Genomic DNA, 26125 nt, shown 5'->3' with positions numbered 1-26125 from the left:
CTACTTGTTTTTAGGAAGTGATATTGTAGATAATCTACAAATTGAAATTAAATTCTCCTTTTCATCTGTAATTCTAATATCTAAAAGCTGCGTTGTACGCCCTTTGTGTAAAAAGGTTGCTCTTGCATATACATAACCATCTTTAACACTCTTTAAATGGTTAGCAGTAATCTCTAAACCTCTAACGAAATAATTGTCTATATCTATAAAAATGTGAGAAGCAAAACTACCAACGCTTTCTGCCAATGCAGCTGTTGCGCCGCCATGTAAAACACCATCTGGCTGATGTACTTTTGATGTTACAGGCATGCGTGCTACTAAAAAGTCGTCACCATAATCTACCATTTCTATACTTAGTGTTTCCATCAATGTGCCTTTACTTACAGCATTAACTTTAGCTAAGAATTCTTCTTTAGATTGTTGCATAGAAAATGAGTAGTTTTAGAGTCTAAAGCAAAGATACCAAGAATAATGAATACCCAAGAGAAAGAAATCACATATAATACCAGTAATTCCTACTCTACTTTAAACACGCTCACTGAGCGCACTAAAACTGTATGGCTTGTTTGTCATGGGATGGGTTACCTTAGTCGCTATTTTCTTAGATATTTTAAGGATTTAAATACTGACGAGAATTATATCATTGCGCCACAAGCTCCGAACAAATATTACATTCAGCCAAAAATGCATGTTGGTGCTAATTGGTTAACACGGGATGAAACTGAAGCTGGTATGGAAAATATTCTCAACTACTTTGATGCCATTTTTGAAAGTGAAAACATTCCAAATAACCTTAACCTCATCGTTTTTGGGTACTCTCAAGGTGTTAGTGTGGCTATGCGTTATATAGCGAAACGGCAATTGCAGTGTAGTCAGTTAGTGTTACATTCTGGAGGTATTCCAAAAGAGTTATTAGCTAAAGATTTTGAATATTTAAGTAACTCAACTAAAGTCACATTAATATATGGAACTGATGATCAGTATTTAGATGAAGAGCGCCTAAAACTAGAATCTAAAAGAGCTACTGAACTTTTTGGCAATAAAGTCATGGTAAGACCTTTTGAAGGCAAGCACGTGGTTAATGTCAATTATATAAATGATTTAGTATGAATACACTGACACTAGAAAACAATCGTGTAAAACTCACATTATTAGATAAGAGTAATTACACGCAATTAGAACATGTTGCACAAGAAAAAGACCTCATCTTTTTCTCGCCTTCTGATATTTCTGCACCAGAAAAACTGAAAGCATATGTAAAGCTTGCTGTTGATGGTTATAACCTTAAAACAACCATTCCGTTTATAATATATGACAAAGATAAACAGGCTTATGCTGGCTCTACACGTTTTGGTCTAATTAATCAGAAGAATAAGGTATTGCATATTGGTTGGACATGGTTAGGGCATAATTTTCAGGGTACAGGGTTAAATGCTAACATTAAATTTTTAATGCTAGGCTATGCGTTTGAAACTTTAGATTTTGAAAAAGTAGAATTCCGTATAGATGAGCGCAATAAGAAATCTCGTCGAGCGGTTGAGAAGTTAGGTGCTACTTTAGAAGGCGTCTTAAGACAAGACACTGTAATGAAGGATGGTTATAGACGAAGTACGTGTTGCTATGGTATTTTAAAAACAGAATGGCCGCTTATTAAAGCGACCATTTTTAAAACCTTTTAGCTCGTTTGCTGTAATGTTTTATTCTTTTCTTTAAGAATAGCTAATTGTTTTTCTAAAAACGTAATAGCCTTTTCTGTTTGGTGACTTGTTTTAGAAGCTATATCCTTTATTTCTTCTTTCAATTTGTCTTTACCCGACTTAGCTGCTTTGGTCACATCTTCTTTTACTTCCGTAAAATCACTCGCTATTTGGTTTTTTATGTCTTTACCCTCTTCCTTTAAGTGGTCTCTTGTTGTACTTCCTTTATCTGGCGCTAACAAAACACCAGCTGCCGCACCTAGTAATGCTCCTAGAACTAGAGCTCCTTTTACCTGAATCATATATTTTTCTTTTAAATTAAACGTTTACCTACTCTAAGACAACGATCTATTTTATGTGTCGCAAAACGTAGTGATTTGTTACAAATTCAAACAGTAATGTAATCTTTGAGTGTAAAGACATTATGTCTTTATCTGAATATTTTGATATCAATACTTTACGTTAAGTTAAGTAATTGAGGCAAAATATTGAGTAATCTATATTCATAATGAGAATTTATCTTATTCTAGCTTCTTCTTAGGAGGTTTAAGTCCTTTTATCGTGTAAATTAAGATTCAATCGGAAAAACGTGTATGTCTTATCTAAAACCAATACATTTCTACCCACCAACCCAACCAACCCAACCAACCATGAAATTTATAATTACATTTCTCGCAATTTTTATATTTAATTTTGGCTTCTCACAGAAAACATCTAGTGACGATGGTGTGCACTTTGGTGCTGGTGTAGTTATATCTGGTCTTACATATAGCTTAGTTTATGCTACAACCAAAAATAAGAAAAAAGCATTTTGGTACAGTTTGGGTTTATCTACTTTAGCAGGTCTTTCCAAAGAAATTTACGACGGTTATATAATCTCTGGTAGATTTGATAATAGTGAGTTTTTTGCAACGGCAATTGGAGGTATAACAACTAGTTACACATTTAATATTTTTACCGGTAAGAAAAAGAAAAAAAAGAAAGCCCAAGAACTAGCATTGCTTAAGTTGTAAGCTTTGTAACTATTGCTTTTACTGGTAGAATTTCTTTTGTATGCTCAATACTTGGTCCTGCAACCCAAACCGTTTTATAAGTTGCCTTTTTAGCTGCATTTTCTGTAGCTTTCATACCAATAGAAAAGCGTACCATTTTAACCCATTTTTTTAGCTTTCTATTTTTATTCAATATATTTTCTAACCACGTTGCTTTAGTTCCTATTTTTTGAACATAAGGTGTATTTATCACTGTACATGGTGTACCAGAGATGCGCTCTGTCATAATAATGTCTTCAGCACCATAATCTACACAAGCTTGCTTATAATCCTCAGTAACACCAGCTTCTATAGAAGCTATAAATGGGCTACCAACGGAAACACCTTCAGCTCCATAACTTAACATCTTATCAATATCTGCTTTACAACCTACACCTCCTGCAGAAATTACAGGTATTGCTAATTCTTTATTTAATAAACTAGTTAACTCTTCTGGTGATAAATTTCCTCGATGTCCACCAGCTTCATTATTAACAGCAATCGCTGCATCTGCTCCTAGTTGCTCAACCTTTTTAGCAAACTTTAAATCGGTAACATCACAAAACACTTTTATTCCCACGGCATGTGCTTGACGAATAGTTTCTTCTGGACTACCTAAGGATGTAATAATAAAGTCGCAACCTTCTTCGCAGATAACCTCTAGCTGACCTCTATATTTAATATTAGACTTGTTAACAATTAAATTAAATCCATAAGATCCACCTTCTACTTTATTTGCTTTTAATTCTTTTAACGCGGCTCTTAGCTCATCTAATGTTCTATAATTTAATGCAGGTATACAACCAGCAATACCGGCTTTCATGGCCTCAGTTACCATAGCAACATTAGAAACCAAAAACATTGGTGCTTGTATAATTGGATATTTAATATTTAGTAGTTGAGTCAGTTTGGTTTGCATAGCCTTTTGAATTTGGTCAAATATACTAAAATATATTATGCATGCATAATACTTCTATTCTAAGAAACGATAATAACCACATTTAAGATAAGCCCCTTCCGCGAAACTAATAGGATGATCGCTATCGTGTTGTGTTTTTAAAATAGTATCGTATAATCTAGATTGTGAATTCAAAGCTTGCACGTTAAGGTCAAAAAAAGCTTGTGCTAATACTCTAGAAGAACATGAGGCTAAAACTAAGAGTCCATACTTGGCAGTAAGTTTCTCTCCTAATTCTGCTAATTGCGCATACTTCTTTTTAGCTAAATCAATTTCTGATTTTTGCTTTGCGAAACTTGGTGGATCTATGACTACAACATCGAAAGTTTTGCCTTTTTGAATTAGACCTTTCATTTCAGTAAAAGCATCGCCAGAAATAGTCTTATGAACTCCTTTATAATCATTAAGTTTTCCATTGGCTCTTGCCATATCTAGGGCTTGTTTACTAATATCTAAACTAGTTACCTCATCTGCTCCTTTAGCTAATGCATGTACCGAAAATCCACCAGCATAAGAAAACACGTCTAAAACTGTTTTACCAACACTTAGCTCTCCTACACGTCTTCTATTATCTCTATGATCTAAAAAATAACCTGTTTTATGGCCTTTAATAACATTTGCGGAAAATTTAACTCCATGTTCTATAAACGCAACCTCATTGTTGTCTAATTTACCAAATACAACTTCACCATCATTAAGATTGTGATGAGCACTGTTTTGTAAGTTTCTGCTTAAACGCATTACAATCGTTGCAGCATTAGAAATTTTTTGCAGACTTTCTAAAATAGATTCTAAATATGGTAACCAAATTTCGGAATAAACCTTTACAACTAAAACCTTATGATATACATCTGCAATTAATCCTGGAAAACCGTCATTTTCACCAAAAAGTAAACGATAGCTATTTGTATTGGTTTCTAATAAATCCTTCCGTTTATTGAAAGCAATCTCTATTTTATCGTGAAAAAATACTGAATTAATCTTGACTTTAGTTTCAGCATTATGAATGATTTTTATTCGTATTGGCGAATTGGCATCATACAGACCTATGCCTACAACTTTATTTTTATTTTTACTAAATATTATAGCTAAGTCACCAGTATTAGCACCTTCATTTATTTTTACGATACTGTTAGAAAACACCCATGGATGTCCTTTTACAACAAATTGTTCACCTTTAGCATTAAGCTTAACGGCTAGATTTTTAATGTCATACTTAAAAAATGAAATATTGAATGCCATAAATAAGATATGTGAAAAATAATTTTAGTAGCTATGATGCAAATTAACCGTAAAAAGCTCAATAATTAGTCATGTTATGGGCAAAACTTAACCGTTTAACCACCATGTTTATAAATCTATGAAAATGTTAATATATTCGCCATGTAGAACCAAATCTATCTATAAAACGATTGTCTGTGATAAAAACAAACGCTCGTTATAAACGATTCTTACAACAATGAAGAATATTGTTATTTATGGTGCTTCTGGCCATGGTAAAATGATTGCTGATATTATTCTTAAGAATAATGAGTACAATATCATAGGCTTCATTGATTCTTACAGACCAATTAATGATAATATATATGGCTTTAAGGTTATTGGCAACTTAGATATGTTGCATCAACTGATTGAAGAGCAAGATATCTATGGTGCTATCATAGGTATAGGTGATAACTATACACGACGGAATGTTTATCATAAAATTGCCGAAATTTCCCCTTCGATAGAATTTATATCTGCTATACATCCTAGTGCTATTTTAGCAAATGACGTTAAGATACCGCAAGGTGTAGTAATTATGCCTAATGTTGTTATAAATGCTAATGCAAAAATTGGAGAATTTACACTTTTAAATACAAAATCATCCTTAGGTCATGATTCTGTTATGTCTAACTTTTCTAGTTTGGCATCGGGAGCAATTATTAGTGGTAATGTTAAAATTGGTACTTGTTCTGCTATCTGCCTTAGTGCATCAATAATACAAAACATTGTTATAGGTAATCATACCATAATAGGTGCAGGATCTTTAGTTCTAAAATCTATAGGAGATTATAAACAAGCCTTTGGATTACCTATTAACACTATTAAAGATAGAGAGGCTAATTCTAAATACTTAGGCTAAAAATTACGTGATGATTTTAAACAGAGTAAGAAATAATTTCTTTTGGCTAATAGATAGTTTTAAAGGAAGCCATATAAAAAATCAACTCAAAGAAGTTACATTAGGTATACAGTGTCCTAACTCTAATAACGCAAAACAAACAAAAACTAAATCTTTAGATAATCTATTGAATCATGCTATTACAACAACACCATATTATAGTTCTCTTAAAACTTTTAATACAATTTTAGATTTTCCGGTAATTAGAAAAACGACGATTCAGAATGATTTTTCTCAATTTCAGTCGACTAAATTTAGAGATAAAGATAATTTTAAGGTATCAACTAGTGGATCTACAGGTGTGCCATTTTTTCTATTTCAAGATAAAGGCAAACGTATAAGAAATAGCGCAGACAATCTTTATTTTTTCAAAAACTCTGGCTATAAAGTAGGTAATAAGCTCTACGAGCTCGAAGTTTGGAGAGGTCACAATCAAAAGAGTAAATTTAAATCCTTATTACAAAATGCTTATCAATTTGATATTTCGCGTTTAACTGATGATAGAATTGAAACCTTTTTAGATCTATTAAAATCGGATAAACAAAAAGACAAAATCATACTAGGCTTTGCTTCATCTTACGAAATGATTGCGCAGTACTTAGAGAAAAGCCAAAGTAAACTTAAAGGTTTAAATATAAATTCTGCCATTGCTAATTCTGAATATCTTAACCCTTACACCAAGAACACATTAGCAAAGCATTTAGATACAACAGTACTTTCTAGATACTCAAGTGAAGAAATTGGTATCATTGCGCAACAGACTTTAAAATCCCCAAATAGTTTTGTCATTAACCATGCAAGTTATAATGTAGAAATATTAAATCTAGATAACGATATACCTGTAAAACCAGGAGAATTTGGAAGAATCGTCGTAACAGATTTGTTTAATTATGCAATGCCAATAATTAGATATGATACTGGAGATATTGCAAAGTTAGGTTTGAATAAGAATGGTACCATAGAATTAGAACAAATAGAAGGACGCAAAATGGATGTTATTTATGACTCTCAAGGGCAACTTATTTCTTCATTTGTTATTTATACTAAATTCTATAAATACTACACTTTACTAAAGCAATATCAATTTATTCAACAAGGTGAAAAAGAATATGAAGTAAAACTAAATCTTCAAGCAGATCATTTTGAGTTTGAAAATGAACTAGTAGCTTCTATAAAATCAGATTTTGGAGAAGATGCAAAAGTCATTATTTCTTATGTTGATGAAATTCCACCATTGTCTTCGGGTAAACGCAGAAAAGTGATAAACAATTTCAAGAAAAGCTAAGGCTAAAATTTCTTCTGCATATTAACCTAATTGCGGTTCATTAGTTACCAGCAAATCAACACCTTAACTATGTATATGTACTCTTTAATTTATACCTATTAGATTTATAATAAAGCTTATTTCCCCTTTAAACCTAAAGCGAAAATTTCGTCAGTAAATTCCCCGAAAAAAGGACCTGTAAACATCTGCATATCAATATTTTGATAAAATGTGTTATACTCAATTAATATAGGTCTGTCATTTTTATCAACTCCTATATCCCATGATATAATCTTAAACATAGGAACTCTTGGGTGCATTTCTTTAACCATTTCTTTTACTCCTTCGTAATTTGGGACTTTATAGCCATCTAATAAAATACCTGATGGTGTTTTACTTAAATCAGACTTTCCTCCTTCATTTCTATGTATAAAGCCTCTTTTATGTAATGTTCCATCATCATTAATTGCACAAGCCATTCCGCCAATAGAAATATTATCGGTATCACTTCCTGGTTTGCCAATTCTAAGGTAAGAGGTCAGAATATTTACACCACCTTTTTTATCTAAATAAGATACAACTCTAAGCGTATTTAGTGTCGTGGAGTTTAACTTACTCAGTTTTGTACTTTGTTCAACAACTTTCTGAATTATAAAATCCTTCTTATACGATTTAAATAATTCATTGATTTTATTATTACTCATGGTAAATTTCTTTACCATTTTACCTTGACCAGAATCAACTGTTGGTTTAATTATCATTTGAGTTTTTACTTTAGCACAAGCAGCTGCAGCTAAGTCTTTACTTACAACAATGTCGTCGACGTAGTAAAATCCGTTTAAATTACTAACTACTGTTTCTGGTTGATTAAACCCTTCGAATAATCTAGATGTTAAGTTCTTATCAACTAAAGCTGGCCAGTATAATTTTCTATTTAAATTTGGCTCCATAATCGGCCTAAAAATATCTAAAGGAAGATAGTCTTTATGAAATTCGCCACTAGCATATTTATAAAATCTATGCCAGTCTGCATTCTTTAGTTTATAGCCTTTTGATTTGTAAAAGGATTTAGCTTCTAAAATCTCGTGTGGTTCTAATTTGGGAATATTACCATTACGCAACACTTCTTTAATCATCTTACGTGCATTCATAGTTGCATTAAAGACCACTAGCTGTTTTTGTATACCTAAGACTTTCCTTGTCAGTAACTTTTTGAGTGAATGATATAAAGCCATTAGTATTTTCTTAAAGTAAAATTCATTGTCCACCTTTTAAAAAGGACTAGGCTTAGGTATAGTCTATATGGTTTAGAATTAAGTTTCTTTTTAAACTTAATTGTAGATTTATTAAAATACTCACTAACACTTAAATACTCAGTAACTCCCCGTTCCTTTAAGACTTTATAACTATGGTATCGCAAATAAGGCGCTAAATTTTTTCCCCTGTAAGCTTCAAAAGTGTACATACTATGCAGATAGCTTTGATTAGATTTTAGGTCAAAAAAACGTTTTCTAAATGTAAAAGGTTTACACTTAATAAACATGTAAGCTGCAATCTTATCATTATTTTTTAGACCAATACAGATCTCACCATTTTTTAAGTCAGCTAACAAATCTTTTTGCTCTATACCAATTATTGAACTCTTAATATGATTAATTTCTGACTCTCCAAAAGTTGAAATTTTAAAGTTTTTATCCTTCCCTCTAATTTGAGGAGGGCTAATAGGGCTAGTCGCTTCTTTAACCCAATAATAAGGCATAAAATCTAAACCTATCTTTGCTAAATTATTTCTAACACCGTGCCAAAACAAACCATGTTTTATAATATTAGAAATCCATTTAATTCGATAAGAAAATCCACCTTTATCTCCTTCCATAATGATTTGGTCTTAGTTATAAACTCTTCCGTAACGTCCGTTCCCAGGTTCCATTTGCATCTGTTCCCTAAATTCTGATGGAGACATAATTTCTCTATTGTTAGCTTTCGCAATAGTATGAACCCTCTCTATTAAAGATGCATTTGTAGCCAAACGTGTTCTTTCGGCATCGTACCAAATATTATCTTCTAATCCGACACGCACACCTTTACCAATAGCTATAGCTAAAGAATTCATCATTAATTGTCCGTTACCAATACCAGCAATACTCACTAAAGCATCATTCGGAATATCGTTAAGCATTACACCTGTATGCAATAAATTGGTTTGCGCACATGCAATATTACCAAATAGAAGATTGTAGTATAAAGGAGGTGTGATGTAATCTTTCTTTACAAGATACTTACCAAAATTTATCATACCGACATCAAACACCTCTAATTCTGGTACTATACCTTTAGTTTTCATTGTTTTTGCCAAATCCTCAATCATACTAGGAGCATTCATACTCGCTACTTGATTAAAGTTTAATGAACTTAAAGTTAAACTTCCCATGTCTGGTTTAAGATCTCCTTCTAATGAAAGAACATCTGCTCTTTTATCTAAGGTATTAAAATTACGTCCACTTAAAGATGTGCAGATCACTAAATCTGGTGCATACTTTCGTATTCCAGAAATCATTTCTGCGTAGACCTCCTTTTTATAAGTAGGCACACCAGTTTTTTCGTCTCTAGCATGGATATGAGTCATAGTAATACCTAATTCATAGGCACGATGAACATCTTCAACAATTTCATTTATAGTTACAGGTACATGAGGAGTCATCTCTTTTGTAGGTATCATGCCTGTTGGAGTAAAGTTAATGATTAACTTATTCATAAGATTTGGGTATTTATTGGGCGAAACTTAGGCTAATTCATAGTAAAAACACAAATATTTCGATGAAATGAGTTACTAATCGTGTAAAATTATTCTTTATTCAATTTTCACTGATAAATGACCATATAATTCATAGACTTTTTTAAGTCTGAACTCTTGTTAATTTGTAGATAAAATTAATTTGAAAATTTAAAAACTTCAAAATACTCAGATGAATAGACTTGGTTGCTATCAATTGGTACAGAAGGTTTTACAAATGGGCTATAAGGACCAGGATATAACCTGTTTCGTCCTTTTTTTTGATGTAAAATTAAAATTTCATCATATTTATCTATAGTGGCTTCGTCAATTTCTAAATGAGACTGAGCCATTTTTACATCTAACTGCCATATCATCCACCAATCTAGTCCATGTTTAGCAAAAATTAAGGTGTTATTAGGATTCTCTATTATTCTCGAAATATTAGCTAAGTCTTTATAAGCAGCTTCACTAATTACAGCTTTTTTAGGCAGTACAATATTATAGATTAATGAAATAGCACACACTAAAATGAGAGCAATGGGTACTTTTTTCTTAATATAACTTTGTAGATAAGGATATGCTACTATTAAAGCAATTGCTTGTGCTAAAAACAACATAAAACTAAATCGTCTCCATAACTCAAATCTTAAAATTGGTAATGCTAATAACACCATAAATAACAATAATATTGTAAGAATCTGACGATGACCTTTCTCGGTTACTTTAGTCTTTAAAAGGAAAATTAAAAGGATTACAATACATAAATTCAGAAGACAATGAACTATACCTGGAAAATAATAGGCTATTCGCCAAGGCAAACCAAACCATTTTTCAAAAATATTAATTGCATTGAATGCTCTTGAAGAATCTATCATCCACACTATAAAGAAACCCATAATCATGATAGATAACGTCGGGATTATTGCTCGTTTTTTATAAATACAAAACAATGAAATAATTATAAGAATTATAGAAATTGAAAACACTCCAAAATGAGTAAGTCCTATAAAAACTAAAAATATCCCCATCAATAAGGCATACCTTAAAGATTTCTGATAAATAAATTGAAAAATAAAGTAAATCAAAAAGACGAAACCAACCAAGCCAAAAGTATTTTTCATCATTTCTGCACCTAAATAAAGTGAAGAAAATGAAAATAGGCAGAACACCAAGACAGAATACTCATAGGCCTTAGGAAGCTTTACTTTAATAAACTTATGATTTATTTTATAAAGTGGAACCAGTATTAAGGGAAGGCTTAAAGAGCCTGTAATTTTAATGACATATAAAACGATGATCTCAACAGAATATTGAGGAAACAGGTACGCGATGAATTTAACAATTACGGCATTTAAGTAAAAAACCATAGGCATATCGCTTATTGCTAAATGTCCATGCTCATAAATTTTCATGACTTGAATAGGTATGTAACCGCCATTAATACCTGTTATAATTGAACTTTGAAATTCAAAAAATAATCTTACGAAAAATGCAAGTAAACCTAAAAAGACATAAACTAACCTATTGTCCATTTATACTAATTATTTAAATCTAATTACTGTCTAAGAGTCTTTGTAACTTTTTATAAGACAGACTTACACGATATTACTATAAATCTTCACTTATTTTAGTCTAAAAAAAACTATACAAAATTTAAGGTAATAAACTAATTTTAGAGGATTCCATCACAATTATAATAAAAAGATTAATCGTTAATATCATTCTTGGTTAAACGGAATAAAAAACGCAACCAAATTAATGATTGCGTATTTTATAAGCGAAGTTTTAATTAAATTAAGCTAATGCATCTTGTTTTTTTACTGCTAATGCATAAATAACTAAACCAAAACCAATTTTATTTATAGCATCTGCAATGTTATAAGCTACATCTACACTGCCTGTACCAAGTATACTCGTGTACCAACCTTCTGTTCCCAGCATGTAACCTAATGGGTAGATAGCCCAACCAACAAGCACAAACCAACACAGAATTTTGTGCGCTTTCAAAATATCGCCACCAGCAGCAACTGCTAATTTTTTAGCACTACCTAACCATATTTCATATACAATTACGAAATATGCAAGTCCAGAAATACCACCCCAAAGTGCGGCCTGACCTGGATAAACAGCTTCACCAAAATAACCTGTTACCAACATTACAACAGATAGTCCAATAAGTTTCCACATTAAAGAAGGCTTGGCTCCTGCAACTTTAAGAATTAAATAGAACTCAACACACATTAACGGAACAGTTAAAATCCAATCTACATATCTAAAAAATGTAGGTGATTCCATATTCACAGCCCAGTAATCTCTCATGTAAAAATAATGAACTGCTGCAATAAAGGTAATTAGTCCTGAAACTAAAACTGAAGTTCTCCATTTTTTATCAAACTGATTTAATGATAAAAAGAAAAAAGCTGATGCGGCCATCATAGCCATACAACCTACAAAAAACGTGAACCCAATATAATCCGTTGGATCCATTTTAGACGTAATGTCTGATAATAATACAAGTGTTTTCATAATACTTTTTGTTAGTTATTTAATTTTGTTTAAACAAAAATATAAAATGTTAAACAAAATAAATGCTATTTTAACAAAATTTATACAATATATTTGTTGTATCACTAATATATTATGAAGAATATTACTAATATCTCAATTGTTTTAAGTTTTGTTGGTTTATGGTTATCATCCTTGTTGGCAGGTCAATACGAAATAATAGTGGGCTTTTTTTTCATATTTACTTTTGGAATACTACATGGTTCTAACGACGTGTTATTAATAACTTCATTTGAAAATCAAATTTCGAAAAATACATTTCCTAAAATTCTTACGGGATACTTATTTATGGTGCTAATCGCCGTTGCTATATTCTATTATTTACCAATACTGGCCTTAGTATTATTTATAGTTTTTAGTGCATTCCATTTTGGGGAACAGCATTGGGAAGAAAAAATTTCAGGAATTAGCAAGTACTTAAGGTCGGCCTTCTATTTTGTTTATGGGCAATTTATTTTACTCTTACTTTTTCAGTTTAATAAAAAAGACGTTATAGATGTTATTTATTCTATAACTAATTATCACTTAAATGAAAATACTATTACTCAGTGTTTTATTTATTCTTCAATAGTATTTGGGTTATTGTTATTAATTTTAATTCTAAACTCAAAAGCATTTAAAAAATTAATTGCTATTGAGTTATTGTACTTGCTTATTTTTAGTGTGATCTTTAAAGTCTCTACCTTAATATGGGGATTTACAATCTACTTTGTTTTTTGGCACAGTTTACCGTCATTATACGATCAAATATCTTATGTATATGGTGAGAGTAATAAAAAAAATATACTACGTTATTGTAAAAATGCACTTCCGTATTGGGCAATATCAATAATTGGTATAGCATTAGTATATTTTATTTTTAAAGATGAAAATATTTTTTATGCTGTTTTCTTTTCATTTATAGCCGCTGTTACATTTCCGCATTCAATTGTAATTAATAAAATGTTTAAGCATAAAAAAAGCGCTACTAAATAAATAGTTGCGCTTTTAAATATTAAGTTTCGCCTTCGCAGAAATATATTATTTCACTTCCTCGAAATCTACATCTTCAACATCAGAGTTTTCATCTGCTGGTTGCTCTGCTCCTGCTTCAGGACCAGCAGCACCGCCTTGAGCTTCTGCTTGTGCTTTGTACATTTCTTCGCTAGCTACTTTCCATGCTTCGTTGATTTTCTCTAAAGCAGGATCTATAATTGCGATATCCTTAGTTTCGTAAGCTTTCTTCAATTCTTCAAGTGCTGATTCAATTGGTGCTTTTTTATCATCAGATAATTTATCACCAAATTCCTTTAATTGACTCTCAGTTTGAAAAATCATAGCATCAGCAGCATTCAACTTATCAGCTGTTTCTTTTGCTTTTGCATCAGATTCTGCATTTGCTTCAGCTTCAGCTTTCATCTTTTGGATTTCCTCTTCTGTTAATCCAGATGATGCTTCAATACGAATATCTTGTGTTTTGTTTGTTGCTTTATCTGTAGCAGACACTTTAATGATACCATTGGCATCAATATCAAACGTTACTTCAATCTGAGGTGTTCCTCGTCTTGCTGGTGGAATCCCATCTAAGTGGAAACGACCAATTGTTTTGTTATCTGCTGCCATAGGACGCTCACCTTGTAATACGTGAATCTCTACTGATGGCTGATTATCTGCTGCTGTTGAGAATACTTGAGATTTCTTTGTCGGAATCGTAGTATTAGCTTCAATCAACTTCGTCATTACGTTACCCATAGTTTCAATACCAAGAGACAATGGTGTTACGTCTAATAAAAGAACGTCTTTTACATCACCTGTTAGTACACCACCTTGGATACCAGCTCCTAAAGAAACAACTTCATCAGGATTTACACCTTTACTTGGTGCTTTTCCGAAGAATTTCTCTACAGCTTCTTGTACTGCTGGTATACGTGTAGAACCACCAACTAAAATAACTTCATCAATATCAGACTTAGATAAACCTGCAGCCTTTAATGCAGAAGCACATGGCTCAATAGTTCTTTTAATTAAATCATCGATTAACTGCTCAAACTTAGAACGTGTTAATGTGCGTACCAAGTGCTTTGGTCCACTAGCAGTAGCCGTTACATAAGGTAAATTTATTTCTGTTTGCGCTGAAGATGATAATTCTATTTTCGCTTTCTCTGCAGCTTCTTTTAGACGTTGTAAAGCCATTGGGTCTTTGCGTAGATCCATATCTTCATCTGCTATAAACTCTTCAGCTAACCAGTCGATTATACGTTGATCAACATCATCACCACCTAAGTGCGTATCACCATCTGTAGATAATACTTCGAATACTCCGTCACCTAACTCTAGAATAGATACATCGTGCGTTCCACCACCAAAATCAAATACTACGATTTTTTGGTCTACACCTTTTTTATCCATTCCATAAGCTAATGCTGCTGCAGTAGGTTCGTTAATAATTCTGCGAACTTTAAGTCCTGCAATCTCACCAGCTTCTTTAGTAGCCTGACGTTGTGCATCATTAAAATAGGCTGGTACTGTAATTACAGCTTCAGACACATCTTGTCCTAAATAATCCTCAGCAGTTTTCTTCATTTTTTGAAGAATCATAGCTGATAATTCTTGTGGTGTATATAAACGACCATCGATATCTACTCTTGGTGTATCGTTGTCGCCTTTTACCACTTTATATGGTACACGTTCTGCTTCTTTCTTAGATTCAGAATATTTATTACCCATAAAACGTTTAATAGAATAAACTGTTTTTGTTGGGTTTGTTACTGCTTGTCTTTTTGCCGGATCTCCAACTTTAATTTCACCACCTTCTACAAAAGCGATAACCGAAGGTGTTGTTCTCTTACCTTCAGCGTTTGGGATTACAACTGGCTCATTACCTTCCATTACAGAAACACAAGAGTTTGTTGTACCTAAATCAATTCCAATAATCTTACTCATAATTTATTTTGATATTAGTTTTCCGTTTCCACGGAAATTTCAGTGTTTTAATTTTTAAACTCAATAACTAATAGTCAATGATTATGCCATGACAAAAAATGTGACACGTTGTCATACTCTTAGTTTATAAAACCAAAAGACTCAAAAAATAAACTTTATTTTTGATTACTTTGGTACATGATTTGATATCATTGCATAAAACTATTTATTATGAAACGTATTCTTATATTTATTTTCGCCATGTCTATTTTTAATAGCTGTACAACTGAAGAGATTGTTGAAGTCCGAGAAAGCAATTTTCTTTTTGAAGCTCCAGCTTTTGAAATTGAAAACGTAAGCTTTAATCCAAGTGCTAACTTTGATAACGACTATCGCGTAAGAGAATTTTATGGGTTTGAAGTGTTACCAACGGATGTAACTTTAGTTTATATTCTGTGGGAAACATTAGATAACGGAACTGAAATATGGCGACAAGTTCCTCAAACCGTAATTTTTAATGATGGAAACGATTTGGTTTATAATTTTGACTTCACACAAACTTATGTGGATTTTTTCTTGGAAGGCTCTGATTTAGATAACCTTGATCCTATCTGGACTCAAAATCAAACTTATAGAGTTGTCATCATTCCATCAAATAACGTTGGTCGTGTAGATTTTTCTAGTTTAGAAAATGTTATGGAACTTTATGGTATTACTGAATTCGAAAAACGTTAACACCTATTATTTTAGATAGACCAGGCAGTTTTGACACAAAAAATCAAAACTGCTTTTTTATTTTATAGCGTTAAACAAAATGTATATTTGTTATACCTAAACCTAGTTATAAATGGAGTGCATTTCTGTTTTCGATATGTTAAAAATTGGTGTTGGCCCATCAAGTTCCCATACACTGGGACCATGGAGAGCAGCAGAACGTTGGATACAAGAATTAAAAGATAAAAAGCGCTTTGATAAAGTTGAAAAAATTACAGTTGACTTTTATGGTTCATTGGCATTAACAGGGAAAGGACATGCCACTGACTATGCGGTTTTATTAGGTCTAAGTGGTGCAGATCCAGAATATATTCCTATTGATAGTATTGAGCAAACCATTGCAGATATAAAAAGCAACAAAATTCTTCTTTTAAATAATGAAAAATTAGTTGCTTTCAACATTAACTCAGATATCGTTTTTAATCGAAAATTCTTGGCTTTTCATTCTAACGGAATGCGGTTTAGCGCTCTTATTAATGGGCGTAACTATAAATCTACTTACTATTCTATTGGTGGTGGCTTTGTAGTGCAAGAAGAAAGAAAAATCTCAAAGGCCAATAAAATTATTTTCTATTGTACTTTTCCTTATCCGACTGAAACAGGTTTGGACCTACTAAAATATTGTACAGATTTAAAGCTACCCATTTCTGGTGTTGTTTTAGAAAATGAAAAATCGATAAGACCTATAGAATCTATTGATTTTGAACTAAAACGTATTTGGGCTACGATGTTAGAGTGCATGTATACTGGTTGTCATACAGAAGGCAATTTACCTGGTGGGTTAAATGTGAGGCGACGTGCTTTTGACATGCATAAAAATTTAATTGGAAATAATAAATATAGCGACCCACAAGAATGGCTAAAATCAATTAGAAAAACAGAAGTAAAGTTTAGACAAATTCTTAAATGGGTAAGCTGTTTTGCACTTTCAGTCAACGAAGTCAATGCATCGTTAGGTCGGGTAGTTACGGCGCCTACAAATGGAAGTGCAGGTGTAATTCCTGCGGTTTTAATGTATTACATGGTTATAGAAAATCATAACGCCAATTTTGAGCATATTAAAAAATTCTTATTAGTTGCTGGTGAGATTGGTAGTATATTTAAAAAGGGAGCAACTATTAGCGCAGCTATGGGAGGTTGTCAGGCAGAAATTGGTGTTTCTTCTGCTATGGCTGCTGGTGCCCTTACAGAGTTATTGGGTGGCACACCTGAACAAGTCTTAGTTGCTGCAGAAATTGCTATGGAACATCATTTAGGATTAACTTGTGACCCAATTGGCGGATTAGTACAAATTCCTTGTATAGAACGTAATTCTATGGGAGCTATAAAAGCTATAAATGCGGCTGAACTGGCATTAGATACTGATCCTAAGAATGTCAAAGTACCTTTAGACAAAGTTGTTAATACCATGTGGGAAACAGCTAAAGATATGAATACAAAATATAAAGAGACTTCCGAAGGTGGCTTAGCTATTGGTGTTAATATGTCAGATTGTTAATTTTCGCAATCCTCTTTTCTTCTAGTATCAACTAAATAAATAATTTTCCATGCCTTGTTCTCTTTAATAAGTTGAAAAGAATTGACTCCACAATGGCTAAAATTACCATCGAACCAAAATTCATATCCTACCCATGCATTTGCCATAGGACCATCTACCTGAATAGAGAAGCTTGTTAGTTTTTCTTCAAATTTTTTAGCTTTAGGAATACTAGCTATTGATGTTATAAACTTATTAAAATCATCCTGTCTTAAAACTGTCTTACCTTCTTTATTAATTGAGACAGATTGTAATACTATTTTATAACTAACCATAGATTTTAATGCGGACGTATCTTGCTTATGAAATGCATTAAAAAATGTAGTAATCGTATTTTTTACATTTTCTTTTTCAGATTCTTGTGCGGTTAATGTTAATCCAAAGAAGATAGCTAAAATGAGAAGTAGTTGTTTCATTGCAAATAAAATTAAATTTAGAATAAATATTTGAGTGTATTTATTATTTATATTAAACAATAGTTTAATAAAACTCTTTATTTTTACGAATACTAAAATAAGCATAATGTCAGTAGCGAAGAAAGAATATAAAAGAATTACCGTAAAATCATTGGTTGATATGAAATCTAGAGGTGAAAAGATTTCTATGCTTACAGCCTATGACTACACCATGGCAAAAATTGTTGATGGCGCTGGTATCGATGTCATCTTGGTAGGCGATTCAGCTAGTAACGTTATGGCAGGACATGAAACTACTTTGCCAATTACATTAGACCATATGATTTATCATGCATCTTCTGTGGTTAGAGCAATAGACCGAGCGTTAGTAGTGGTGGATTTACCATTTGGAACATATCAAAGTGACCCTAAGGAAGCATTGCGTTCTGCTATTAGAATAATGAAAGAGTCTGGCGGACATGCGGTAAAAATGGAAGGTGGAAAAGAAATAAAAGAATCTATTAAACGCATATTAAACGCAGGTATACCTGTTATGGGACATTTAGGTCTAACTCCACAATCTATATATAAATTTGGCACCTACACTGTAAGAGCAAAAGAAGAGCAAGAAGCAAAGCAACTAAAAGAAGATGCTTTAATGCTAGAAAAAGCTGGCTGTTTTGCTTTAGTGTTAGAAAAAATACCTGCAAAATTGGCAAAAGAAGTTGCTAAGAGCGTTAACATACCAGTTATTGGTATAGGGGCAGGTAATGGTGTTGATGGACAAGTTTTGGTAACACATGACATGGTTGGTATGACTCATGAATTTAACCCTCGTTTTTTAAGACGTTATATGAATTTGTATGAAGAAATGACTAATGCTTTTTCCCAATACGGAAAAGATGTCAAAAGCGGCGATTTTCCAAATGATAAAGAACAGTACTAATCAATTTATATGGTATACAAGCATTGGTCTTTTGTCTTTTTTGCCACTGCTGTTATCCTTAATTTATTAGTAGCGTATTTCGCAATCAAAACAACCAACTATATTGGTTATGATCATCACATCTTTGTTTTTGGACTAAAGTCTTATTTCTTTGCTACTGTAGGTACGATTTTAGGAGTTCTTTCTTTTATTAAAAAAGAAAAAAATGATTACAAAAAATACATAGGTTTAATGGGAAATGGAATTCTTTTAATTTCATCCATAATTGCTAATCTAATATAATGTCTAAAACTTTATCTCATAAAAACAATCTTCTAGTGCTGCATGAAGATAACCATATAATTATCGTAAATAAACGTGCCGGAGATATTGTACAAGGCGATAAAACTGGAGACAAACCTCTAAGTGAGATTGTAAAATCGTATCTCAAAGACAAATACAACAAAGAAGGGAATGTATATCTTGGTGTGGTACATCGTCTCGATCGGCCTACTACAGGTGTAGTTCTTTTCGCTAAAACGAGTAAAGCACTGCCAAGATTAAATAAATTGTTTGCCGAAAAATCTGCAAAAAAGACGTATTGGGCCTTAGTAAAAAATCAACCACCAAAACCAAAAGACACACTTATAAATTGGTTGAAAAAGAACCCAAGAAACAACAAATCAACTGCTTATTCTAAAGAAGTGGATGGAAGTAAAAAGGCCATTTTACACTATACTACAATAAAGAAACTAGATAATTTCTATCTTTTAGAAGTTGATTTAGAAACTGGACGTCATCACCAAATTCGATCTCAATTGTGTAAAATAGGCTGCCCAATAAAAGGTGATTTAAAATACGGCTTTGACAGGAGTAATAAAGACGCGAGTATTAGCTTACATGCCAGGACATTAAATTTTATACATCCTGTAAATAAGGAAACTATTTTCGTTACTGCACCCTTACCTAAAGATCCACTCTGGCAAGCTTGCGAAAGCTAACTTGTTCTATAAGGATATTTTAAACTAAGAGTTGTTCCTTTTTTAATAACAGAATTCAATTTAATGCTAGCGTCTATAAGTTCTGATCGCTTCTCCATATTTATTAAACCAGATCCTTTACTAGCACCAATAACGTCAAAACCTATACCGTCGTCCTCAACATTAATTTCTAAAACATCTTCTTTATAATCCAAGGATACATTTAAGCTTTCAGCTTCAGCGTATTTAAGTGTGTTTGAAAAAAATTCTTGAAGAATTCTAAATAAAATAATTTCGTCTTTATTATTCTCAAAATTAAATAGAGTTCCCTTTATCTCCAAACTTGCTTCTAACAAACCAGATTTGTTAAGACGCTCTATTTCATTTTTAACACTATTATCAAAGCCTAAATTAAAAATAACATCACTATTTAGTGATTTAGACAGTGATCTAACTTCCGCTAGAGACTCTTTTAAAGCTTCTGAGGCATTGCCAATTTTAAACTTAGCTTCTTCTCCTGCAACTTTTGCGGCAGCATTCATTTGCATTGTTGAAAACGCCAATAATTGACCAACATTATCATGTAATTCTCTCCCTACATGTTTTAAAGTCTCTTCTTGTATTTCTTGTTGGGTCTTAACAAGTTCTTCTTCAAACTGTTGTTTTTGTTTGAACTGGTGAATAAGCATTTCATTTTTACGTTTTTGAAAAACCGTAAAAAAGATCACAAAGGTTACTAAAAGCACAAGGGTGAAGAAAATTACATAAGTAATTAAAGCGATTTCTTCAGGTCTAATTTCTTCCTGTGATGTAGCGAGTAAAAGAATGCAAATACGTAACATGAATATAAAATTATATTTGAAACTGTCAAAACAGTATTTCTAAATTGTATAAAATTTTTATTTATTGAATTATAATACTCGTTAAAAAGAAACAATGGGGTTAAACATATATAAAAAAGCATTATGGATATACATATATAAAAAATATGGTTTTTATAAAAATTTAAGATTTGATCACTTCTAATTAATTCCCACAAATACATTATTACCATTGTAAAAATGGCAAATGTGGATATAGCAAAAGCATAATCAATAGTTGTTTTAAAAAAGGTACCACTTATTGCTAAATAAGCAACTATAAAACCAATGCATGAAAACACAACTAGGTTAATTACCTTGTGAGAAAAAACAAATTTCAACTGACCTTTTATAAACTTCCAAAAAAGTAATAGTGTTACAACTTCGTAAATATTATACAACCAAGAGTTGCGTCTCATGAAGGAATGCTCTAACCAATTTATTAAGACATTATCAACCTTTCCGTATAAATGAGGATACATCCCAATCGTTTCTATCACAACCACAAACCATAGGTACCATATAAAAGGTTTTATGTCTTGGTTTTTAGTTTTTAACCAAAAATATGAACCAGCTAATGCGGCTAGTAATTCAAAAACATGAATTATGGAAATTTCAAATGACATGATGGATTGTTATTGTGGATAATTAGCTCCAGGTGGTTGGCCATGACCACCCCTATTTAGACCATCAGCTCCAGGAATATCTGTTCCGCCTCCTTGAAAGGTAGGCAATATGCTTCCTTCTGAAGTAATTTTATTACCAGTAGGTATAAAAAACATAGTTGTTAATCCTGTTTGACCTTTAGTATCTGGATAAGATCCTAAATAAACTCTAAGACCGTCCATAGTATAACCGAGTTCACCTGCTTGGTTTTCTGCATAATTTATATAATTCTGTATATCTTTTACAGACCACCAAGACGATCTATTATCTCCACCATTCGTCGATTTTTTGAATAAAGAATCATTAATGATACTATGTTTCAAATTATAAGCCTTATCTAAGGTTCTAGCCCCTTTTGCTTTAATAATACCATTTGGTGCAGTAAATCCTAAGGCATTTGCAGCTTCAGCATCATCAGTACAATATAAATACATAGCTATTGCACCTATTGCAATACCTATGATTAGAGAAACAAAATTTTTCATAATTAATTTTATTAGTTAGTATAAAAAGGCCACAATGTTATTAGGCATTGTAGCCTAATTTAGAAATAATTTTAAATTATTGTGGATAGTTGGCATTTGGTGGTACACCACTATGACCTTTATTTAATCCATCTGCACCAGGTAGGTCATGGCCATCACCATTTCCATCTGCCGCTTCTCCCGTTTTACCACTCGTTGTTGGTACTATAAATGATGTGGAATAACCTTCTACACCTTCTTTATCTGGATAAGCACCACAATATACTCTAAAACCATTTAAGTCATACTTCAATTCCTTCGCTTGTTTCTCGGCATGCTGTATAAAGCTTTTGATATCCTCTAAAGAATACCATGAAGACCTATTGTCTGGTCTTTTGGTAATGTTATTACTAATTAGTGTACAACGTTTTGTGTACGCATCGTTTAGTGTTTTGGCTTCGGCCGCCGAAATTAAACCTTTTGGTTTACTCATTTTTAGCTAATTTTAAGATTAATAATTTATTGAAAGTTATTAATTAAGGGTATTTAGGAATTAAGGGATATAATAAAATTAACTATTTTTAAATAATTCCGAGAAGTTTAAAATTAATTTTCTCAGGTAATCAGTGCTCTATACTGATTTTAAGCAAGTTACCTGTTGTTTTTTGGCTTAAGATATTTACGGCATTTTCTTTGAGTTGAAGTATTCTAGGATATCCTCCTGTAGTTTGACAGTCCCTCATTAGCACAATTAACTGACCAGATGGTGCTAATTGTATTGTACCAGGTAAAACAGGCGAAGTAAGAATTGATTGTAATTCATTCTTTAAAAATGGTTGCAATTGATAAGCCATTCTATTATTATTTTTGGAGACTGAAAACTCAGTATTTAATAATAGTACTTTTTGAGTTTCAGTTAATAAATCAAATTCTGGCCCTTTATAGGTTTCTAATATTGTACTTGTGAGTATTGAAGATCTATACTTAACTATAGAATTTTGCTTTAATAATGTCTTTGTGTATGGGTTATACCTAAGACTATCTCCATTTTTCAATGAATTAGCTGGTGTTACAGAACTATATTGGCTTCGACTCCCTAAAATAACTGACGTCTCAAAACCACCTTTTACAGCAAGATAAGTCCTAAACCCTTCTGCCGCTCTTCCAAAGGTTATAATATCTCCTTGGTTAACTGTAATTACTACATTTAATTTTACAGATATATCATTAATTTTCAATGGCATTGCTGCACCAGAAATAGCGATATAAGTTGGTTTCGTAAACTGAAAAATTCCACCAACCATTGTCATTTCAATAACAGCTGCGTCAATACTATTACTCAATAATGTATTTGCAAATTGACATGAGTACATGTCCATAGCGCCAGAAATAGGAACTCCGTGATCTCTAAAGCCAGTACGACCAGCATCTTGCAATGTTGAATAAAATCCAGAATCGATAACCTTAAGCATGTAGAGTTTTTGATTTTAATTCAAATAACGAGTTTTCCTTTAAACAACAAATATGGGAATGCTCTTGCTTACTAATTGCTACAAATTTAATCATATCACCAGTCTCAATTTTACATGGTAGTATTTGATTAGGATCAAATAAATCTATTGGCGAATTTCCAATAATATGCCAACCACCAGGACTGTCCTGTGGATAGACTCCTGTTTGCTCACCGCCTATGGCCACAGCTCCCTTTTTTACGTTAAGACTAGGTGTACTTTTTCTATCTAAAAACAACTTAGAATTTAGTCCGCCTAAATATAAAAAACCAGGTAAAAATCCTATAAAATAAACTGTGTAAATTGGCGTAGAATGAAGCTCAATAATCTTTGATTTATTTAGTCCTTTCTCTTTGGAAAAGTCTTCCATATCTACTCCAAATACTTCATCATAACAAACAGGGATTTCCCAAACAGTAAATTTTCTCTGAGGTAAGATATACCCTTCGATAAAAAGTGATTTTAAAACTATAATTTCATCATTGATATTCCCTATAGTTAAATCGTAAATAACTAATAATGAATTATATGTATTAATTACCTCAATATTTTGTTTAATATATTTTTTTTGAATTGAATTTTTAAAATTCAATATACTTTTAAGTATCAATTCATCTATAATAGGTGGCCATTCTATTAAAATAGAATATTCATTATACTGAGAATATCGAAGCTCGTAACTCATAATTTCCTACTTTATAATGATTCCTTTTTTTGGCAATTCGGAAGTTAAAAATTTTAAAATTTCTATTGCATTTTCGGTATCTCCGTGAACACAAAAAGTAGATGCTAACATAGGCACCTCTACCCCATTAATAGTTTTAATTTTTTGTTCATGAATCATCTTCAAAACATGATTTAAAATTATCACTTTATTATTCAAAATTGCATTATTATTTTGCCTCGAAACAAGTGATAAATCTTCATTATAGTTTCTGTCTGCAAAAGCTTCAAAAACAACTTTAATATTTTCTTTTTTTGCTAATCTTTCAATTACCGAATTATGAGGTGCATATAATTTTAATGGCATCTCCAAACGCTTTATGACTTTAATAATAACTTCAGCTGTATTTTCGTTTTTTGCTGCTAAATTGTATAATGCACCATGAGGTTTTATATGATGAAGTTTTAGGCCTTCTGAGTATAACACATCTTGTAAAGTCTCTATTTGCTGTTTTAAACTTTCGCATAAATCTACATCAGAAATTTTCATGTTAAGCCTTCCGAAGTTATTCTTATCAGGAAAAGAAGGATGCGCTCCAATCTTCACTTGGTGTTTTTTAGCCAATCTAGCAACACTTTTCATAGTGTCCATATCACCTGCATGTCCACCACAGGCAATATTACATGATGAAATATACGGCACTAGCTCAGATTCGTTATTTAAACCTTCACCAACATCGGCATTAATATCTATGAGATAATTACTCATTTATATGAAGTTAAAAACACTTAGAATTCCTTTAAAACCTAGAAATATGGCAATTAAAACAATAATGACACCTAAAATATTTTGAGCTTTTGAATTTATATATTTCCCTAAAACTGATGACTTATTCATTACCCAAAGTAAAAAGCAAGCTATAATTGGTAATAACAAACCATTGGCAACTTGGGCGAATTTTATAATTTCAATTGACTTAAAGCCTATTGTTGAGAAAACCACTCCCAATCCAAGAATACATATCCAAACGGCTCTGAACTTTTTAGACTTTAGATTAGAATCCCATCCGAGGCATCCACTCGTCACGAAAGCTGCTGCTAAAGGTGCTGTAATTGCGCTAGTAATACCTGCAGAAAATAGACCAATTGCTAAAAAATATTTGGCATAAACACCAAATAAAGGCTCTAGACCTTTTGCTAAATCAGAAACGTTAGAAATGTTTTGAGCCGGAATAGCTGATGCCGAAATAATAATACACATGGATACAATACCTCCTAAGATTACAGCAATGATCGTATCTTTTCTTGCAAAACTTAAATCGTCTTTATTCTTCCATTTTGTTTTAGCTAAAGAGGCATGCAAAAAGAGGTTATATGGCACTACTGTAGTACCTATAAGCCCAATAATGGTTAAAATACTTTTATCTGGAAATTTAGGCACAAAAATACCTTTAATAATTTCTGATAGGTCTGGCTTAGTTATTACCGCAGTAATTAAAAAAGCTATACTCATTAAAATAACGAGAAAGACCAACAAACGTTCTAACACTTTGTAATTACCAATATACAGAAACACAAAAGCTACTAAACCAATAATGAGAGCCATGATATTGAGCTTTAAACTACCTATTTCTAGCACTGAAACTCCAAAAAGTGTCTCCATACCTAAAGCGCCACCACTAATATTGCCAGCCTCATAAGCTGCATTACCAATTACAATTGCACTAATGATTAAAAAAACAGCAAGTCCCTTTAAAACTGGGTTATTTATTTCCTCTCTTATAATTTGAGACAAGCCTTTTTGGGACACAACTCCCAGTCTTGCTGTCATTTCTTGCAAAACAATTGTAGCTACTACTGATAAAACCATTGCCCAAAGCAAAGTATAACCGAAGTTGACTCCTGCTAACGTACAAACCGTTACCGTACCAGGACCAATAAATGCAGCTGCTACAAGAGGTCCTGGACCAATATTTTTTAAGAATTTTTTCATT

At 32.1% G+C, this 26125-nt stretch carries 29 protein-coding genes; 11 read left to right on the top strand and 18 right to left on the bottom strand.

What is annotated here, in order from left to right; genetic code table 11:
* Entirely contained in the window at positions 1-426 is a 426-nt protein-coding gene (locus ACFWU4_RS08900; protein WP_411126937.1) for a PaaI family thioesterase, read from the bottom strand.
* Positions 427-471: 45 nt separating this feature from the next.
* On the opposite strand from ACFWU4_RS08900, the gene ACFWU4_RS08895 reads away from it, so the two are divergent.
* Both ACFWU4_RS08895 and ACFWU4_RS08890 read left to right on the top strand, forming a co-directional pair.
* Complete coding sequence (locus ACFWU4_RS08895; protein WP_411126935.1) at positions 472-1110, top strand: alpha/beta hydrolase; 639 nt, start codon at positions 472-474, stop codon at positions 1108-1110.
* The gene (locus ACFWU4_RS08890) at positions 1107-1679 is read left to right on the top strand and encodes a GNAT family N-acetyltransferase (RefSeq protein ID WP_411126933.1); all 573 of its coding nucleotides are present in this window, start codon (positions 1107-1109) and stop codon (positions 1677-1679) included. Before ACFWU4_RS08895 ends, ACFWU4_RS08890 begins: the two co-directional genes overlap by 4 nt.
* Here ACFWU4_RS08890 and ACFWU4_RS08885 read toward each other — a convergent pair.
* Positions 1676-1999, bottom strand: a complete 324-nt coding sequence (locus ACFWU4_RS08885) for a YtxH domain-containing protein (RefSeq protein WP_411126931.1) — start codon at positions 1997-1999, stop codon at positions 1676-1678. The two genes, ACFWU4_RS08890 and ACFWU4_RS08885, sit on opposite strands and share 4 nt — an antisense overlap.
* A 291-nt stretch (positions 2000-2290) precedes the next feature.
* Between ACFWU4_RS08885 and ACFWU4_RS08880 the strand changes: the two genes are divergently transcribed.
* Entirely contained in the window at positions 2291-2710 is a 420-nt protein-coding gene (locus ACFWU4_RS08880; RefSeq protein ID WP_411126929.1) for a hypothetical protein, read from the top strand.
* Here ACFWU4_RS08880 and ACFWU4_RS08875 read toward each other — a convergent pair.
* Together ACFWU4_RS08875 and ACFWU4_RS08870 are read right to left on the bottom strand one after the other, a co-directional pair.
* Complete coding sequence (locus ACFWU4_RS08875) at positions 2700-3647, bottom strand: NAD(P)H-dependent flavin oxidoreductase (protein ID WP_411126927.1); 948 nt, start codon at positions 3645-3647, stop codon at positions 2700-2702. The genes ACFWU4_RS08880 and ACFWU4_RS08875 overlap by 11 nt on opposite strands.
* 54 nt (positions 3648-3701) lie before the next feature.
* On the bottom strand, positions 3702-4928 hold the full coding sequence (locus ACFWU4_RS08870) for a class I SAM-dependent rRNA methyltransferase (protein WP_411126925.1): 1227 nt from the start codon (positions 4926-4928) through the stop codon (positions 3702-3704).
* Between the two features lie 217 nt (positions 4929-5145).
* Here ACFWU4_RS08870 and ACFWU4_RS08865 point away from each other — a divergent pair, with 217 nt between their 5' ends.
* On the top strand, positions 5146-5811 hold the full coding sequence (locus ACFWU4_RS08865; protein WP_411126923.1) for an acetyltransferase: 666 nt from the start codon (positions 5146-5148) through the stop codon (positions 5809-5811).
* A gap of 10 nt (positions 5812-5821) precedes the next feature.
* Positions 5822-7135 carry a CoF synthetase gene (locus tag ACFWU4_RS08860; protein WP_411126921.1) on the top strand — a complete coding sequence of 438 codons (1314 nt, stop codon included), beginning with the start codon at positions 5822-5824 and terminating at the stop codon, positions 7133-7135.
* Positions 7136-7251: 116 nt separating this feature from the next.
* Here ACFWU4_RS08860 and ACFWU4_RS08855 read toward each other — a convergent pair whose 3' ends face one another.
* The 5 genes from ACFWU4_RS08855 to ACFWU4_RS08835 all read right to left on the bottom strand — a co-directional run bounded on the left by ACFWU4_RS08855 (position 7252) and on the right by ACFWU4_RS08835 (position 12416).
* A complete protein-coding gene (locus ACFWU4_RS08855) occupies positions 7252-8349 on the bottom strand; it encodes a sugar-transfer associated ATP-grasp domain-containing protein (protein WP_411126919.1) in 1098 nt (365 codons plus the stop codon).
* Positions 8349-8990, bottom strand: coding sequence for a GNAT family N-acetyltransferase (locus ACFWU4_RS08850; protein WP_411126917.1), 642 nt, complete (start codon positions 8988-8990; stop codon positions 8349-8351). Before ACFWU4_RS08850 ends, ACFWU4_RS08855 begins: the two co-directional genes overlap by 1 nt.
* Positions 8991-9002: 12 nt before the next feature.
* Positions 9003-9869: a 3-keto-5-aminohexanoate cleavage protein gene (locus ACFWU4_RS08845; protein WP_411126916.1), complete on the bottom strand. Its 867-nt coding sequence runs from the start codon at positions 9867-9869 to the stop codon at positions 9003-9005.
* 176 nt (positions 9870-10045) lie between these two features.
* Positions 10046-11422: a hypothetical protein gene (locus tag ACFWU4_RS08840; RefSeq protein ID WP_411126914.1), complete on the bottom strand. Its 1377-nt coding sequence runs from the start codon at positions 11420-11422 to the stop codon at positions 10046-10048.
* Positions 11423-11684: 262 nt separating this feature from the next.
* Positions 11685-12416, bottom strand: coding sequence for a bacteriorhodopsin-like (locus ACFWU4_RS08835; RefSeq protein ID WP_411126912.1), 732 nt, complete (start codon positions 12414-12416; stop codon positions 11685-11687).
* A gap of 114 nt (positions 12417-12530) precedes the next feature.
* On the opposite strand from ACFWU4_RS08835, the gene ACFWU4_RS08830 reads away from it, so the two are divergent.
* On the top strand, positions 12531-13430 hold the full coding sequence (locus ACFWU4_RS08830) for a Brp/Blh family beta-carotene 15,15'-dioxygenase (protein WP_411126910.1): 900 nt from the start codon (positions 12531-12533) through the stop codon (positions 13428-13430).
* Between the two features lie 45 nt (positions 13431-13475).
* Here ACFWU4_RS08830 and dnaK read toward each other — a convergent pair whose 3' ends face one another.
* Entirely contained in the window at positions 13476-15377 is a 1902-nt protein-coding gene (gene dnaK, locus ACFWU4_RS08825; RefSeq protein WP_411126909.1) for a molecular chaperone DnaK, read from the bottom strand.
* 210 nt (positions 15378-15587) lie between these two features.
* On the opposite strand from dnaK, the gene ACFWU4_RS08820 reads away from it, so the two are divergent.
* Entirely contained in the window at positions 15588-16091 is a 504-nt protein-coding gene (locus tag ACFWU4_RS08820) for a hypothetical protein (protein ID WP_411126907.1), read from the top strand.
* Between the two features lie 112 nt (positions 16092-16203).
* Positions 16204-17628, top strand: coding sequence for an L-serine ammonia-lyase (locus ACFWU4_RS08815; RefSeq protein WP_411126905.1), 1425 nt, complete (start codon positions 16204-16206; stop codon positions 17626-17628).
* On the opposite strand, the gene ACFWU4_RS08810 is transcribed toward ACFWU4_RS08815, so the two are convergent.
* Positions 17625-18083, bottom strand: coding sequence for a nuclear transport factor 2 family protein (locus ACFWU4_RS08810; protein ID WP_411126903.1), 459 nt, complete (start codon positions 18081-18083; stop codon positions 17625-17627). The two genes, ACFWU4_RS08815 and ACFWU4_RS08810, sit on opposite strands and share 4 nt — an antisense overlap.
* Positions 18084-18189: 106 nt before the next feature.
* Between ACFWU4_RS08810 and panB the strand changes: the two genes are divergently transcribed.
* The 3 genes from panB to ACFWU4_RS08795 are packed head-to-tail and all read left to right on the top strand — an operon-like array spanning position 18190 to position 19988.
* Entirely contained in the window at positions 18190-19008 is an 819-nt protein-coding gene (gene panB / locus ACFWU4_RS08805; protein WP_411126901.1) for a 3-methyl-2-oxobutanoate hydroxymethyltransferase, read from the top strand.
* Between the two features lie 9 nt (positions 19009-19017).
* The gene (locus ACFWU4_RS08800) at positions 19018-19290 is read left to right on the top strand and encodes a hypothetical protein (RefSeq protein WP_411126900.1); all 273 of its coding nucleotides are present in this window, start codon (positions 19018-19020) and stop codon (positions 19288-19290) included.
* Positions 19290-19988, top strand: a complete 699-nt coding sequence (locus ACFWU4_RS08795) for an RluA family pseudouridine synthase (protein ID WP_411126898.1) — start codon at positions 19290-19292, stop codon at positions 19986-19988. The genes ACFWU4_RS08800 and ACFWU4_RS08795 overlap by 1 nt, the downstream gene beginning before the upstream one ends.
* Here the strand turns inward: ACFWU4_RS08795 and ACFWU4_RS08790 are convergent.
* From ACFWU4_RS08790 to ACFWU4_RS08760, 7 genes are all read right to left on the bottom strand, one after another.
* Positions 19985-20809: a sensor histidine kinase gene (locus ACFWU4_RS08790; RefSeq protein ID WP_411126896.1), complete on the bottom strand. Its 825-nt coding sequence runs from the start codon at positions 20807-20809 to the stop codon at positions 19985-19987. The genes ACFWU4_RS08795 and ACFWU4_RS08790 overlap by 4 nt on opposite strands.
* A gap of 653 nt (positions 20810-21462) precedes the next feature.
* Positions 21463-21978, bottom strand: a complete 516-nt coding sequence (locus ACFWU4_RS08785) for a hypothetical protein (protein WP_411126894.1) — start codon at positions 21976-21978, stop codon at positions 21463-21465.
* A 76-nt stretch (positions 21979-22054) separates the two neighbouring features.
* Positions 22055-22450, bottom strand: a complete 396-nt coding sequence (locus ACFWU4_RS08780) for a hypothetical protein (RefSeq protein WP_411126892.1) — start codon at positions 22448-22450, stop codon at positions 22055-22057.
* A 130-nt stretch (positions 22451-22580) separates the two neighbouring features.
* The gene (locus ACFWU4_RS08775) at positions 22581-23429 is read right to left on the bottom strand and encodes a biotin-dependent carboxyltransferase family protein (protein ID WP_411126890.1); all 849 of its coding nucleotides are present in this window, start codon (positions 23427-23429) and stop codon (positions 22581-22583) included.
* Positions 23422-24153, bottom strand: coding sequence for a 5-oxoprolinase subunit PxpB (pxpB, locus tag ACFWU4_RS08770; RefSeq protein ID WP_411126888.1), 732 nt, complete (start codon positions 24151-24153; stop codon positions 23422-23424). The genes ACFWU4_RS08775 and pxpB overlap by 8 nt, the downstream gene beginning before the upstream one ends.
* Before the next feature lie 6 nt (positions 24154-24159).
* Entirely contained in the window at positions 24160-24900 is a 741-nt protein-coding gene (gene pxpA / locus ACFWU4_RS08765; RefSeq protein ID WP_411126886.1) for a 5-oxoprolinase subunit PxpA, read from the bottom strand.
* Entirely contained in the window at positions 24901-26124 is a 1224-nt protein-coding gene (locus ACFWU4_RS08760) for an Nramp family divalent metal transporter (protein WP_411126884.1), read from the bottom strand.
* Between the last annotated feature and the right edge of the window lies 1 nt (position 26125).

This window comes from Winogradskyella sp. PE311 (genome assembly GCF_046545555.1).
Classification (GTDB): domain Bacteria; phylum Bacteroidota; class Bacteroidia; order Flavobacteriales; family Flavobacteriaceae; genus Winogradskyella.
This window is presented reverse-complemented; position numbering and strand designations above follow the sequence as displayed.